The 14,168-nt window shown below is 60.3% G+C and carries 12 protein-coding genes; 3 read left to right on the top strand and 9 right to left on the bottom strand.

The window, feature by feature from the left end; translation table 11 throughout:
• Nucleotides 1-23 precede the first annotated feature (23 nt).
• The 8 genes from AC5Y5B_RS14780 to AC5Y5B_RS14745 all read right to left on the bottom strand — a co-directional run bounded on the left by AC5Y5B_RS14780 (nucleotide 24) and on the right by AC5Y5B_RS14745 (nucleotide 9,658).
• Nucleotides 24-677: a transglutaminase-like domain-containing protein gene (locus AC5Y5B_RS14780; RefSeq protein WP_011560574.1), complete on the bottom strand. Its 654-nt coding sequence runs from the start codon at nucleotides 675-677 to the stop codon at nucleotides 24-26.
• Entirely contained in the window at nucleotides 674-2,131 is a 1,458-nt protein-coding gene (locus AC5Y5B_RS14775; RefSeq protein ID WP_112632417.1) for a cytochrome P450, read from the bottom strand. The genes AC5Y5B_RS14780 and AC5Y5B_RS14775 overlap by 4 nt, the downstream gene beginning before the upstream one ends.
• 115 nt (nucleotides 2,132-2,246) lie before the next feature.
• The gene (locus AC5Y5B_RS14770; RefSeq protein WP_011856019.1) at nucleotides 2,247-3,776 is read right to left on the bottom strand and encodes a flavin-containing monooxygenase; all 1,530 of its coding nucleotides are present in this window, start codon (nucleotides 3,774-3,776) and stop codon (nucleotides 2,247-2,249) included.
• A 76-nt stretch (nucleotides 3,777-3,852) separates the two neighbouring features.
• A complete protein-coding gene (locus tag AC5Y5B_RS14765; protein ID WP_012296509.1) occupies nucleotides 3,853-4,818 on the bottom strand; it encodes an alpha/beta hydrolase in 966 nt (321 codons plus the stop codon).
• Nucleotides 4,815-6,332: a flavin-containing monooxygenase gene (locus tag AC5Y5B_RS14760; protein WP_011560579.1), complete on the bottom strand. Its 1,518-nt coding sequence runs from the start codon at nucleotides 6,330-6,332 to the stop codon at nucleotides 4,815-4,817. Before AC5Y5B_RS14760 ends, AC5Y5B_RS14765 begins: the two co-directional genes overlap by 4 nt.
• Nucleotides 6,333-6,376: 44 nt before the next feature.
• Entirely contained in the window at nucleotides 6,377-7,870 is a 1,494-nt protein-coding gene (locus AC5Y5B_RS14755; RefSeq protein WP_005086592.1) for a flavin-containing monooxygenase, read from the bottom strand.
• On the bottom strand, nucleotides 7,867-8,790 hold the full coding sequence (locus AC5Y5B_RS14750) for a hypothetical protein (RefSeq protein WP_005086594.1): 924 nt from the start codon (nucleotides 8,788-8,790) through the stop codon (nucleotides 7,867-7,869). The genes AC5Y5B_RS14755 and AC5Y5B_RS14750 overlap by 4 nt, the downstream gene beginning before the upstream one ends.
• 13 nt (nucleotides 8,791-8,803) lie before the next feature.
• Nucleotides 8,804-9,658 (bottom strand): SDR family NAD(P)-dependent oxidoreductase, encoded by an 855-nt coding sequence (locus tag AC5Y5B_RS14745; RefSeq protein ID WP_005086595.1) that lies wholly within the window; start codon nucleotides 9,656-9,658, stop codon nucleotides 8,804-8,806.
• Between the two features lie 128 nt (nucleotides 9,659-9,786).
• Between AC5Y5B_RS14745 and AC5Y5B_RS14740 the strand changes: the two genes are divergently transcribed.
• Nucleotides 9,787-10,419 (top strand): TetR/AcrR family transcriptional regulator, encoded by a 633-nt coding sequence (locus AC5Y5B_RS14740; RefSeq protein ID WP_005086596.1) that lies wholly within the window; start codon nucleotides 9,787-9,789, stop codon nucleotides 10,417-10,419.
• A 182-nt stretch (nucleotides 10,420-10,601) separates the two neighbouring features.
• Here AC5Y5B_RS14740 and AC5Y5B_RS14735 read toward each other — a convergent pair whose 3' ends face one another.
• A complete protein-coding gene (locus tag AC5Y5B_RS14735; RefSeq protein ID WP_011560583.1) occupies nucleotides 10,602-11,471 on the bottom strand; it encodes a metal-dependent hydrolase in 870 nt (289 codons plus the stop codon).
• A gap of 69 nt (nucleotides 11,472-11,540) precedes the next feature.
• Here AC5Y5B_RS14735 and AC5Y5B_RS14730 point away from each other — a divergent pair, with 69 nt between their 5' ends.
• Nucleotides 11,541-12,215 carry a TetR/AcrR family transcriptional regulator gene (locus tag AC5Y5B_RS14730; RefSeq protein ID WP_011560584.1) on the top strand — a complete coding sequence of 225 codons (675 nt, stop codon included), beginning with the start codon at nucleotides 11,541-11,543 and terminating at the stop codon, nucleotides 12,213-12,215.
• Between the two features lie 346 nt (nucleotides 12,216-12,561).
• Nucleotides 12,562-14,163 (top strand): acyl-CoA carboxylase subunit beta, encoded by a 1,602-nt coding sequence (locus AC5Y5B_RS14725; RefSeq protein WP_112632381.1) that lies wholly within the window; start codon nucleotides 12,562-12,564, stop codon nucleotides 14,161-14,163.
• The last annotated feature ends 5 nt before the right edge of the window (nucleotides 14,164-14,168 follow it).

Genomic DNA, 14,168 nt, shown 5'->3' with positions numbered 1-14,168 from the left:
GCTTTGCATCGTGTAGTGCCCTTTCAGGCGAAGAGGTCGGGACGGCTGTTCGGCTGATCGATGAATGTGCCGTAATGCGTTCTCAGTGCTTGCAGGATGTCTGCTAGGGGTAGATCGTCGTAGGCTCCCCGGTCGCGCAGATACTCCATGTGCTGGGTGCCGTCAGCGGTGAAACCATGGAGTAGCGCGTCGCTACGGCCGTCGAATTCGATCGGCGAGACACCGAAGCGTGCGCACAGCTCGCGATTGAACGCCGGGGTGGCCTTTACCCACGCACCGTTGAGGAACATGAGACTGTAGCCGTGGTAGACGAAAACGTCGCTACCACCCATCCGCTCGCGCAATGCCTTGGTCTGGAGGTGGTTTCGGACGTCGGCGAACCCCAGCCGCGCCGGGATTCCCGCCGCTCGGCACGCTGCAGTCAAGAGCACGGCCTTCGGGACGCAGTAGGCCCGTTCTGCGGTCGCGACGGTGCTGGCGCGATACGCGTGCGGGTTGTCGGTCACCGTGTAGGGGTCGTACCAAATGGAGTCACGGACCGCGGTGAAGATGGCGATGGCCTTCTCGGTGTCGCCGCAGGCACCACGGATCGCCGATGACACGAAGTCACGTACCGAATCTTGTTGCCAGTCAAGAAACTCCGTGGGTTCGAGGTAGGGGCTGTGGTCGACGGTCATCGGCGCTTCATCTCCAACGGAAGTCCGTCCACCGGAATGGGCAGCGAGGTGTTGTCCCATCGGACGTGATAGTTCTCCGGAACCTTCCAAGTGAACGAACGCAGCATCCTGTGCAGGATTGCTTTGACCTCGAGCGTCCCGAATTGCATGCCGATGCACTTGTGCGCTCCACCTCCGAACGGAACCCAGGCGAATCGGTGGTGTTGGTCTTCGCGCCGAGGCTCGTCGAAACGTGAGGGATCGAACCGCTCCGGATCACTCCAGATCGTTCGATCGAAGTGATTCACGGCAGGCGTTATAGCGCATAACGTGTTCGAGGGGATGTGATATCCATCGATGGCGACATCTCGAACCGTCTTGCGCATCACCAGCGGAACAGGTGCAAGCAGTCTGAGCGCTTCCTTGATCACGAGGTCGATGACCGTCATCTTCTCCAGGGCCTCGATGTCCGGCAACCCGTCACCGATGGCCGCGGCTTCCGCAGCCGCAGCCTCCTGCCACTGCGGATACTTGGCAAGGAAATAGGTGACCGCTGTGGTGGTGATCGTCGAGGTGTCGTGGGCCGCCATCATCAAGAAGATCATGTGATTCACCACATCCTCGTCGGAAAACCGCTCCCCGTCTTCGGTCGTGGCTTGACAGAGAGCAGCGAACAGATCCTCCGTTTCACCGGCTCGCGCGGCCGGCAGATGCCGGAAGAAGTAGTCCTCCAAAACGCGCCGCCCTTGCACACCAGCGCGGAATCTGGTTCCCGGAAGCGGAGCACGCACAAGGGAACTCGCCGCCCGGACCGTAGCGACGAACGCCTTGTTGACAGCATCGCTCTCGTCCTTGCCGCGGCCGCCCATGAAGACGTCGGTAGCGATGTCGAGGGTGAGTTCCTTCAACAGTGGGTAGATTCGAACCGACGGGCCCACCGGCCACGCAGGCACTGCCGAGCGAACGCATGGCGTTACCTGTTCGACGTATCCGGTCAGGCGCGGACGCGTAAACGCCTCCTGCATGATGCGCCGGTGCATCAAGTGCTCGTCGAAGCTCATGAGCATCAAACCGCGATGGAAGAAGGCGTCGATCAGGAAGGACCAGCCATCCTGAGAGAATGCCTTCGCTTCGCTCGTGAACGCCTCTCGAGTGGCGTCAGGGCCGGCGATGACCACCATCTTGGTGCCGAACGCGCCCATCCACGACACCGAACCCAGACGGTCGTAGCGCTCTCGACTGAAATCCGAGCCGAATCGGATGTAGTCGAGCGTGTGACCTACGAAGGGCAGTCCGGCATCCCCCCGGACGGCTTTCAATCCATTGCCCGCGGGTGCCGGTGCCAGTTCACGAACCGGCCAGTCCCGGCTCCATCGACGCCATCTGTCGTCGACGGCGTGAGGCGCGGGGACCATGATCACAGAGGACAACCGCTCCTTCACGTGGTGCGCAGGTGCGAGAAGGTGATTCGTCATGGTTCCTCCTGGACGCTGGGCCGCTTTGACGGCGTCCACCAGTCTTTACAAAGATGCCATTGATGTCAATATCTAGACATTATTGGCCTAGCGGTTAAGTGCGCGTCTCGTGCCCTTAGTCGGCCAGGCTCGGTTCTGCAGGGTCTCCGACCTTTAGACGCCCGACGTTTCTCAAGACGTAATCGCCGCTGTGCGGCTTCCGGGTAAGGAGTCGATAAACCAAGGTAGGCCCCGGCCAGTTCGTCGGGATTTCCCCGCTCGAGGTTCGATACCAGCTCGCACACAGCGCCCACACCGACCTCCGTAGTCGCCTTCTCAAGCGCGTGTTGTAGCGTTGCGCGCTCTCCGTCCTGACATCGATCGCATGACCCGGATGAGCAGCCACGGCTTTGATGAGCGTTGCGATGTGACGGACTTGTGACTCGATCATGTAGAGGATCGACCCCGAGCCCACATTCGTGTTGGGACCATAAAGCAGGAACAGGTTCGGGAACATGGGGACAGTGATGCCCAGATATGCGTACGCCTGGGTCTTCCACACCTCGGCCAAGGAGACTCCGCGAGAGCCGCGCACGGACATCGGGGCGAGAAAATCGGTGGCGCGAAACCCGGTTCCGTAGATCACGACATCTGCAGGACGAAACTCTCCATCCACGGTCTTGACACCGTTGTCGCAGAGCTCTGCGATAGCCTTCGGCACCAACGACACGCGATCACTCGCGATTGCTGGATAGTAATCATTCGAGAACAGCACTCGCTTGCACCCTGGCGCGTCCGAAGGCATCAATTGCTCGCGCAAAGATGGGCTAGCAACCTGCCGATGTAGGTGGCGGCGCGCGATCGCACCGAGGACGCGTGAGAGGGGCTTCGCGTCGACTAGCGTCACAGCGAGCAACTCGAAAATTAGCCATACCGCGAAACGCTCGAGGCGCAGCGCCATCGGCAATAACTCGCTCACCCTGTCGTGAAGGACTCCATACCTGCTGTCCCACTTCGGCAAGATCCACGGAGCCGTGCGCTGATATAGCGTGACATGCTCCGCCTCCTGGGCGATGTGTGGCACGAATTGGATGGCACTAGCTCCTGTGCCGATGACGGCTACTTGCTTGCCGCGAAGCGAAACCGATCGGTCCCAACGCGCCGAATGAAAGCGCGGCCCCTGGAAGGTGTCTGCGTCGGCAATAACGGGTACGTGGGGCAAGGAGAGCTGACCCACGGCCGAGACGACGACATCGCAGGTTATTGTCTCGTTCGAGTTCGTAACCAGGGTCCAACGCCCTAGCTGGTCATCGAAGGTCATTGCGACAACTTCGGTCTGGGTACGCAGATGCGCGGCCAGTCCGCCACTCTCCACGAGTTGTTGGAGGTACTTGAGTATCTCGGGTTGCTCGGCATATCGCCGTGACCAACGAGGATTGGGCTTGTACGAGAGTGAGTACAACGCTGACGGCACGTCGCAGGCCGCTCCCGGATAGGTGTTGTCACGCCAAACACCCCCGATGTCTGCAGCCTTTTCCAGGATCGTGAAGTTCGTGAACCCGTCCTTCTTCAGCCGGTGGGCCATCGCAACCCCGGCGAAGCCGGCCCCGATGATCACGATCGACGGATCGTATGCGCGACAGGCCGTCGCGAAGTTGCTGCTCATGAGGCAGAGACGACTGACTTCACGCTGCGGCGGTCGAGGTGGTGTAGGTGTAGGAGCATTGCCTGTTCGGACACTTTCACCTGACTTCCGAGGCTTCAAGGAAGCGTCCCGCTCGATGAATCGCGTCTCGGGCTTCGGGAAGAATCCGGAACATAGCCTGGAATACATGGATCTGTCCCCGGTATACCTGGATCTCGACGTGGGATCCAGCTGATTGAAGTCGCTCGGCGAGACGGCGCGAGTCATCGATCAACATTTCTCTCCCGCCCACCTGAATGAGGATCGGCGGCATCGAGGTGAGGTCCGCGTCAAGCACGCTGAGGCGCGGATCTCCGCGATCTGCGCCACCTACGTAGAGGTCAAGAGCGCGCGCCGCTGATTGAGCGGAGGCAAAAGGATCCCGGCGGCGAATTTCACGCGCTCTGGCAAGTTCGCACCTGAGATCCAGGACGGGAGACATCAGCAGCATCGCATCAGGGAGCGGCAATCCAACTGCACGTGCGCCCAAGGCCGTGGCCATCGTGAGCTGACCGCCCGCTGAATCGCCGGCAACCGCGACGGTGCGCTGACAAGAACCCGGGGACCCTCCGCTGGTAAGCCAGCGATACGCATTCAGCGCATCGTCCGCGGCTGCGGGATAGGGATACCGCGGGGCAAGACGATACTTCACTGCGAAGATGGGGCGCCCGCTCGCCGAGGCGAGTTCACCAAGAAGACCGCGGTGCGTCTCCGGCGAGCACATAGAATAGGCGCCGCCGTGGATGTACAGCAAAGGGTTGGCATGCGGATTAATGGCAGGCGTGGTGATCCAGTCCCCACGAACCGGGCCTCCGGCGAATACAGTGTCAACCTTGCGCACTGTGACGCCGCGCCGAGGCCGTGAGGCTACGAGCGCTGTTCGAAGCACGCGATCCATCACCGCAAGTCCGTAGGCGTTTGATGGCATCAGCTGCGCCAGTGGCCGCAGCGTGGTTCGCGAGGACATCGCGACGAGATGACTGGCAAGACTGGGCTGCCAGTCAGGGGCATCCATTCTGGTCACCGGGGACACACCTCTTCGGGCCGATTCTCGAATCGGTAGTCCGAGAGGCGAAAGGTGCGGCTCCGCCAATAGGTCTCCAGAGTCGTTGATGGACGGAGTGGAACGTCACCGTGCCTGTCGAAGTAGTAGCTGTTGGCATTGGAACAGCTCGGCTGCCAGAAAACCTGTCTGTGACGCCGCCTTAGCACTTCGGCGAAATAACGGTCGTTCGCCTCCTTCTTGACCTCCACGCAGTTAGCACCCAGCGCCCGCGCGCGACGAAGACACCGGACGATGTGCCGACTCTGCGCCTCGATGAGCGTGAAGTACGAGGAACCGTTGTAGCCGTACGGGCCGAAGATGTTGAAATGATTCGGAAATCCCGGGACGCTCACCCCTTCGAAGGCCTGCAGTCGATGCTCGTCCCACCATGTAGCCTGCTCCAGCCCGCCGCGTCCCTTCAATACGTAAGTTGGCATGTTGCCCGACTCCATCACTTTGAAGCCGGTGGCCAGGATCAAGACGTCAATGGGATGAGCTTTGCCGTCTCGAGTATGGACGGATGCATGGTCGATATGGGTTATGCCGCTCGTCTCGAGCGAAACGTTGGACCGGTTGTACGTTGCGAGATAGGAATTGTGGAAGCTGGGTCGTTTACAGCCCAACGAGTAGCGCGGAATGAGTTGTTCTCTCGTCGTCGGGTCATGGACCTCACGCCGCATGTACCGCTTTGCGGCGCTCTCCATGACATCGGCGAACGGTATCACCGTATGAAAGTGAGCGGCGATTGGGAAAGTGATTTCCACGAACGCCTGGCTGGCGGTCCGGGTCGCCAATTGTGCCCCCGGCAGGAAATGTAGAAGCCTTCCACCCCACGTCGGTATGGGGAAGTCTGGCTTCGGCAGACAATAAATTGGAGTTCGCTGAAATACCGTCAGACTCTCTGCTTTCTTTGCGACTTCGGGTATCAGTTGCACCGCCGATGCACCGGTACCGATTACTGCAACCCTCTTCCCGCTGAGATCTTTGGCATTGTCCCATCTAGCCGTGTGGAGCGTAACGCCGGCGAAATCTCGCACCCCCTTGATTTCAGGCCACTTTGGCCGACTGAGAACGCCGGAGCAATTTATCACGAAGCGTGCCGTGAACTCCTCACCATTGGCACTGGTCAAATGCCACCGTGTTGCGTTCTCGTCGAAACAAGCCTCGGTAATGGTTGTGTTGAAACGAATATGGTCCCAGAGCCGATACTTTTCAACACATCGCTCGGCATAGGCTTTGAGCTCATTGCCGTGGGCGTACGTGCGCGACCAAGAGGGCCGCATTTCGTATGAGAATTGATAACTGAACGACGGTATATCGACAGCGATACCCGGGTAGGTGTTCCAGTGCCACGTACCACCTACGCCATCGGCGTCATCAACCATCAAGAAGTCGGTAAATCCCGCCTTCATCAAGCTAATGCCAGACCCGATGCCGGAAAATCCAGCTCCTATGATAATTATCTCGTAATTACGGTCGGACTTGCGATCCATTCCTGTATTTCACCGTTCTGACGGTCAGCCTTGCAAACTTGTATTCAGAGTGATTGCGTCAGCTCGACGTGTGTATCGTCGCGCCGGGTTATCACGTAATCATGAGGATCCAAGCGGGATAGTTCTCTCATAAACTGGGTCGCGAAACCTGGGTACATCGTGCCGTTGTAGCCGTCCTCGGTCAAATACCAACTGCTGCACCCCGAATTCCAAGTCGTTCGTCGAAGGCGGCGCTGAATTTCGGAGTGATAGCGGTCCTGACGATCCTCCCTCACATCCAAAGTGCCGATGTCATTTTGCTGAAGGAGCTTGATCGCCTTGACTATATAGTCAATTGCAGCCTCCATATATACGAGCGCCGAGTTGTGGCCTGGCCCCGAATTCGGTCCGAAAGTGAAGAATAAGTTCGGATACCCGGCCACGCTCACGCTCTTGAAGGCAAATGTCCCCTGAGACCATTCATCGCCGAGCTTCCGACCGCCGAGGCCGCTAATCGGGAACGGGGTGCCACGTTTGGCCACATCGAAGCCAGTGGCAAATACGATACAGTCCACTTCGTGCTCGACACCGTCGGCGGTCCGAACACCGTTGGGTGACAATGTGGCGATCGGCCAGCTGATCAGCTTGCAGTTATCCGCCTGTAGCGCAGGGTAATAATCACTGGTCATGAGCATGCGCTTGCATCCAGGCCTGAAATGGGGCGTCAACTGACGTCTCAACCAGGAGTCTTTCACCTGCCGACGGAGATGAGCCTTGGCCGCCAGCTGTATCGCGGACGTCGCGGCGGTGTTCCAGACCATACCCACTGCCATCACTTCGTGGGCCCAAAACCACGCGTCGCGGAGCGCTTGTTCGCTCACCGGCAGGTGTGTGAAGGTCGAACGCGCCCAGGCCGGATGCCTGAAGTTCACCCTGGGCAACACCCAGCCGGGCGTTCTCTGGAAGACTTTGACCGAGGCAGCCGACTTTACGAGCTCGGGAATGATCTGAACCGCGCTCGCGCCTGTCCCGATGACTGCAACCCTCTTACCGCCGAGATCGTAGCCATGGTCCCATCGAGCGCTGTGGATCTTTTTTCCACCGTACGAGTCAATACCCCGAATATCGGGAAAGCTGGCGTTGGCAAGTGGTCCACTGGCCATCACAACTGACCGGGTGTGATACCGCTTTCCATCTGCCGTGTCGGCCATCCAGATGCCGGCACTCTCATCGAATTCCAAGGCAGTCACGTCGGTATCAAACTGGATGAACCGGGCAAGATCGTACTTGGCGACCATATCGTCGATATATTCGAGGATCTCAGCGCTCCCCGAGTAGGTACGAGTCCAGCCCGGATTCGGCTCGAACGAGTAGGAGTAGAGAAGCGAGGGAATATCGCAGGCCGCACCGGGATAAGTATTGTCTCGCCAGGTGCCTCCGACGCGATCTGACCGTTCCAGGATGACCAAGTCATCCGTGCCCTCTTGAAGCAGTCTGATCGCCGCACCGATGCCTGCGAACCCGGCGCCGACGATCAACGTCGTCGTGGTGCCTGTCATTTGGCAACCGGTTCGTAGGTCAGTTCGTCCGTCCAGGATGGCGGCCGACCGAAAATCTGAACAGGGAAAACATCGATCGCATTGCCAAGGCGCTGAGACACGAAGTGCAGAGGCTGGGACCGCTTGATGGACGACGACATGTGCGCCTTCAAGATGTGATAGCCGGGCACCCTCCGCGTATGCTCACTGCGATCGCCGACATTGGCATACCGCGTCACTGCGTTGTATAACTTCTCCTCGGACAGACCCATAGCGTTGAGATTCATCAACATGCGCGTCAGGAGCGGGATATACAGCAAAGCGCCGGTGAGAATTCGCGGGTCGACAAGAGCACCCGCAGTTTGAATGGCGTGGATTCGCATCGGGCTGGCGCCCAGGTCATTCAAGACCTGGAAGCCAACCGCGAGATGCCTTGATTCGTCGCTGTTGACCTTGTTGAACACCTCCCCGCACACAGGGTCGTCAACCTCATCGAGGAGAAACTTCAGCAGCGCTCCATCGAGCGCAGTCTCCAGTGCCGGAATCGCGGCCCCGATGACGGTCAGGGGCAGGGCTTCCGCATAACGGTCCAGCCATTCGATGACCAGCCGAATATTCTTGTTCGGGACCGGTTTCTCGCCTTCCTCGAGCATGCCCCAGCGACGCATCAAGGCAAGTTCGGCATTGGCGTGACGCTGCTCCTCGGCGTGAAAGTAACGGTAAATGTCTCCGAGCGCTTCGAATGGCGCCTTTGGAGCCATCGCGGCGAAGGCACGTGCTCCAACATGCTCAATCCACACCACGTCGGACATGAATTGCTTGAGTTTGGGACGCTGTTCATCGGTGATCAGTTCCGCGCCAGGGGCGTTCCAATCGATATCGGCAAGAGCCCATTGCTTGTTTTTGATTGTCTCGAGCATGTCACTGTATGCGAAAGCCATTTTCCCTGCTCCTCTACTCGGCTGAATCGTTCCATGAGGCCATGCGCTCCACGAGGCCCAGCGTGCGAGTAAAGGGGCCGGGTAGGGCTCTCTTGAGTTGCCACAAGACTTTGGCATCGAGTTGGGGTACTACATAAATTTGTCCGCGATCGTGCGCGTTCAACGTCGTTCGAGCAACGTGCTGTGGCGAAATGCCGGTCCATTTCATCAGGTTGGCCGCGAGTCTTGCAGCCGCCTCGTCGATTTGAGGATTGTTGACGATGTTCGTCTTCACGAAGGTGGGGCAAAGCACTGTGACGTTGATGTCAGTACCGCTCAGTTCGGCCGCCAATGTCTCCGACAGAGCGAGCACCCCGGCCTTGCTCACGTTGTAAGCCGCCATCCGAGGGGCCGAGCCAAAGCTCGCTGCCGACGCCACATTGATGACTCCGCCATGCCCATTGCTGCGGAGCCGAGGCACAAAAGTCTCGCAGCCGTAGATAACGCCCCAGAGGTTGACAGAAATCGCCGCGTTCCAGTCCTCGATCGACGTCGCGCCGATGCGGTTGCCGCCCGCACCGATTCCGGCGTTGTTGATGACGAGGCTCGCAGCCTTCTCGAACCAGTCTTCGCTCACATCAGCGAGGTTGCGGACCTGCTCAAGATCGGTGACATCGCATGCGATGTCGAAGCCCTCGCCGCCAGCCTGCCTCACCAACTCTGCCGACTCTTTTGCAGTGACGGGATCTTTGTCGGCGCACACCACGCGTCCACCTCGGCGCGCAAGCTCCACGGCGAATGCGCGGCCGATACCGCTTCCTGCGCCCGTGACGACTGCATCGGCGCGGTGCGTTCTGCCTGGTGCGCCGCCGAAGGGCAGCAATCTCATCCGTCTGCCTTTCGGGTCGCGACATGGACGTCTGCTGTGGGGAAACTCTCATCTGGGGGCACCAGCCACCATTGGTGTCGCATGCCACCAGTTTGGTGGTGGAACGAGCACCTTGTCAAGATGGAGAGGTGCGGTCGAGAAACAAGCGCTGGGGTGGTCGGACCGGGGCCGAGCGTCGTGCCGAGCGACGGCAGCAATTGATCGAGGCCGCAACCGAGATTTGGAGTGAGAGCGGTTGGGCCGCGGTCACTATGCGCGGCGTATGCGCCCGCACAGGGCTGAACGATCGATACTTCTACGAGGGCTTCAAGACGCGCGATGAGCTGCTCGTTGCTGCGTGGGATGGCGTCCGCAATGACATGCTCGGCGAGGTCGCCGCGCTCTTCAACGAGCGTGCGAATCGGCCGCCGATCGAAACCATCACCGCGGCGATCACCATCGTGGTCGACCGGATCGCACGCGATCCCGGCCGGGCACGCATCCTCCTCGCTCAGCATGTCGGTAGCTCACCGCTACAAGACCGCCGCGCCGTGGCGCTACAGGAAGCAACGCAGTTGGTCGTTGAGGCAAGCCGGCCACACCTCCGACAAGATGCCGACGAGATAGCCCTTCGCATGGACACCCTGATCGCTGTCGGGGGATTCGTCGAAGTCATCACCGCCTGGCACTCCGGTTTGCTTGCGGTGACCGAGAAAGAAGTGGTCGCGCACACCAGCAGACTTGCTGAAACCCTGGCTCAACGCTATGTCATCAGCGACTGATCGAGGCTCACAACAGGGCCAGCCAGCCCCGTGGCGATCGCTGCGAACCGCATTTGCGGGTCCGACCGCCACCTTCACCGGCCACCGAGCACCGAATCCGTGAGTCACCGACGCGTCGCACCCTGTTCGGAAGGAGCGACGCAGGAACGGTGCTCCTGCGTCGCCGCACTTCCGCATCTTTGCTATCCCGACGAAGCGATAACTCGCTGTGAACCGTCTTGGTCGAACAGTTCTTTGCTCCAATGCTCCAGGACCGCGGCGCTGTCCCAATCATCAGGATGGAAACCCGGGCGATTGTAGGAACGGAAACGCCGCAGCGCATCGGCGGTGAACATCGGGGTGCGACTAAAGCGGTACAGACTGCGCACCAGGGTGACCGGGTTATATGAGGCTCTATCAGCGGCCATAGACAAGGCAGTCTGCAGAATGAGCTCGCCGAACAGAATTACTGAAGCGATCCGCATGCCCCGTACACGGGTGCGCTCGGTTGCTCCCACCAGCCGATAGACATCAAAGGCAACCGCTTTGTGCTCCGACTCCTCGAAGGCATGCCACAGCAGAATCGGTCGAACCTCTGTCTGGCCGATGAGCTTCTGGGCGTCTTCGCTGGTAAGAATGATTTCTGCCAGCGTAGCGGTGTAGTGCTCCAACGCGGAGGTCATGGACAGCCGCATTTCCGGCGAAAAGCGCCGTTCCAATCGCTTGATCAAGCGTCCGACATGACGGTCGATTCGCGCGGTCGGATAACCCATGACCTGGAGTCGCTCGTTTAGGAGACGATGCTGGTGTCGATGTGTGGCCTCTTGTCCGATGAAACCCTTGACCGCTGTCTCTAGTTGGGGATCGTCGATGGAACTCTGGAAGTTCCTGACCGAGCGGATGAAGAAATCCTCGCCTTCCGGGAACGTCGCAGAAAGCACCGAGATGAAATGGCTCATCACCAGGTCGCCATCGACAAAATGTTGCCGCTTCGTGGAGGTCGGCATCGGAAACCGAACGCGCCTGGGTTTTGGCAGCACCCGGGTCGGGGTCGGGGCTTGATCGTCCGACATTTGAGGTCCTTCCTCGAAGTTTGGATCTGACTTTATGCCTTGTCAGATAAGACTGCCAGACTGTAGGACATGAGTCCAGCACGTGTCTATGGCGGGCTGTCCGCAACTCAACGCGATGCACAGCGTCGCGTGATGTTGATTGATGCCGCGGTCTCAATCATGGGCACCCACGGAGCTACCGCGTGCACCGTGACCGCCGTGTGTGCGAAATCAGGAGTGACGAGCCGGTACTTCTACCAACAGTTTCGCGATCGAGACGCGCTCTTGCGTGCGGTATTTGCCAAGATCTCCACTACCTTCCAAGCGGTGATAACCAGCGCCATTCCGGACGACACGGTTGCTCCTCAAGAACTGGCTTACGCTCCGATCAAGGCCCTGGTTCAGGTGATCGAGAACGATCCCCGCATGGCCCGCATACTGTTTGTCGAGTCGGGCGCAGAACCCCTCCTTCGGCAGCTGCGAAGCGATCTGATGACCGATTTTGCGGAGCTGGTGCTCAGAGAGGCCCGCTTGCACCTCGATATACCCAGCGATGTGCTCCAGGTCGCAGATCTCGCCGCTACCTACGGTGTCGGGGGCCTGTTCGAGATACTCCGTCGCTGGATAGATGGACAACTGAACCTCTCGACTGAAATGCTCATCGAGCACTGTGCGGGTTTTCTCGGCATTCTCGGCCTATATACCCTCGGACAGGCGCCTGATCAGGCCGCTCCGCCGCTGGCCAAAGCCGAGGAGACCCGATAAATTCTGGCCGACCGGCGTTATGCACTACTCGGTTGGCTGAAGGGCATGGCGCGACACTGACAATCGCTGCGGGTGTTCACCCGAGATCGCGAACCGTAGACTCCACGCGCGCCGGACGAGGAACTCGATACGACCTCCCACGGGCCCTGTGTGCCGTCCCTCCCCAGTCAATTCCTTCGATCGCTCGATCTGCAGCGAAACGCACCGCTTCGATCCCTCGCCATTCGACGGAACCATGGCGCGGAACAAATCCGACGCCTGCCCCGCACCGTTGTCACCTGATGTTAATTGCGGCTAACATCAGCGCCTAGTAGATCGACGTCGATGCTCGCTTGGAGGGAAAACTTTGGTACAGGTCCTGCCCGATCGGGTCGACGACACCGCGCCCGGCTATCTCAAGAACCGCGAAGGACTGAGCGCGCAACTCGACACCATCGCGGAGCAACTGGCGCTGGTCAACGGCGGCGGCGGCGCGAAATACGTTGCGCGCCACCGTAAGCGGGGCAAGCTGCTTGTCCGCGAGCGCATCGAGCTGATGCTCGACCCCCACACGGCGTTCCTCGAACTATGCCCCTTCGCCGCCTGGGGCAGTAAGTTCCCCGTCGGCGGTAGCGTGGTGGTAGGCATCGGCGTGGTCGAGGGCATCGAGTCGATGATCATCGCCAACGACCCCACCGTCCGCGGCGGCGCATCGAACCCCTATACCTTCCGCAAGGTGTTCCGCGGCATGGCCATCGCGCGGGAGAACCGACTGCCCATCATCAACATCGTCGAGTCTGGCGGCGCCGACCTGCCCACACAGGCAGAGATCTTCGTGCCCGGCGGACAGCTGTTCCACGACTTGACACAGCACAGCGCAGCGGGGCTGCCGACACTGGCCTTGGTCTTCGGCAACTCGACCGCGGGAGGTGCGTACGTCCCGGGCATGTGCGACTACGTCGTGATGGTGCGCAACCGTTCCAAGGTGTTCCTCGGCGGTCCGCCGCTGGTCAAGATGGCCACGGGCGAGGTCTCCGATGACGAGTCGCTCGGCGGCGCCGACATGCACGCCCGCACCTCGGGGCTGGCCGATTACATGGCCGAGGACGAGCAGGATGCGATCCGCATCGGCCGTCGCATCATGGCGCGGCTCAACTGGCGGAAGAGCGGCCCCGGACCCACCACGCCGCCGCACCCGCCGGTGCACGACCCCGATCAGCTGCTCGGCATCGCGTCGGTCGATCCGAAGGTGCCCTTCGACCCCCGCGACGTCATCGCCCGAGTGGTCGACGGCTCGGCCTTCGACGAGTTCAAACCTCTCTACGGCACGTCACTCGTCACCGGCTGGGCCTCGATCCACGGCTTCCCGGTCGGCATCCTCGCCAACGCACGGGGCATCCTGTTCAGTGAGGAGGCCGAGAAGGGTTCGCAGTTCATCCAACTGGCGAATCAGATCGACACCCCCCTCATCTTCCTGCAGAACACCACCGGTTTCATGGTCGGTGCCGAGTACGAGCAGGGCGGCATCATCAAGGACGGCGCCAAGATGATCAACGCCGTGTCCAACAGCACAGTTCCGCACGTGACCATCACCATGGGTGCGTCCTACGGTGCCGGGAACTACGGCATGTGCGGGCGATCGTACTCGCCGCGTTTCCTATTCGCTTGGCCTAACTCGAAGTCGGCCGTGATGGGTCCGGCGCAACTGGCCGGAGTGCTGTCCATCGTGGCGCGCGAGTCCGCCGTCGACCGCGGGCTGCCCTTCGACGAGGAGGCCGACGCCCAGATGCGCGCCGCCGTCGAGGAACAGATCGAGCGCGAATCCGTCGCACTGGCCAACAGCGGCCGACTTTACGACGACGGGATCATCGATCCCCGCGATACGCGGACCGTTCTCGGGTTCTGCCTGTCGGTGATCCACAACGGCGAGGTCCGTGGCCAGCGTGGCTACGGCGTGTTCCGGATGTGATGGCG

It is taken from the genome of Mycobacterium sp. NGS33, from assembly GCF_059812885.1.
This window is presented reverse-complemented; position numbering and strand designations above follow the sequence as displayed.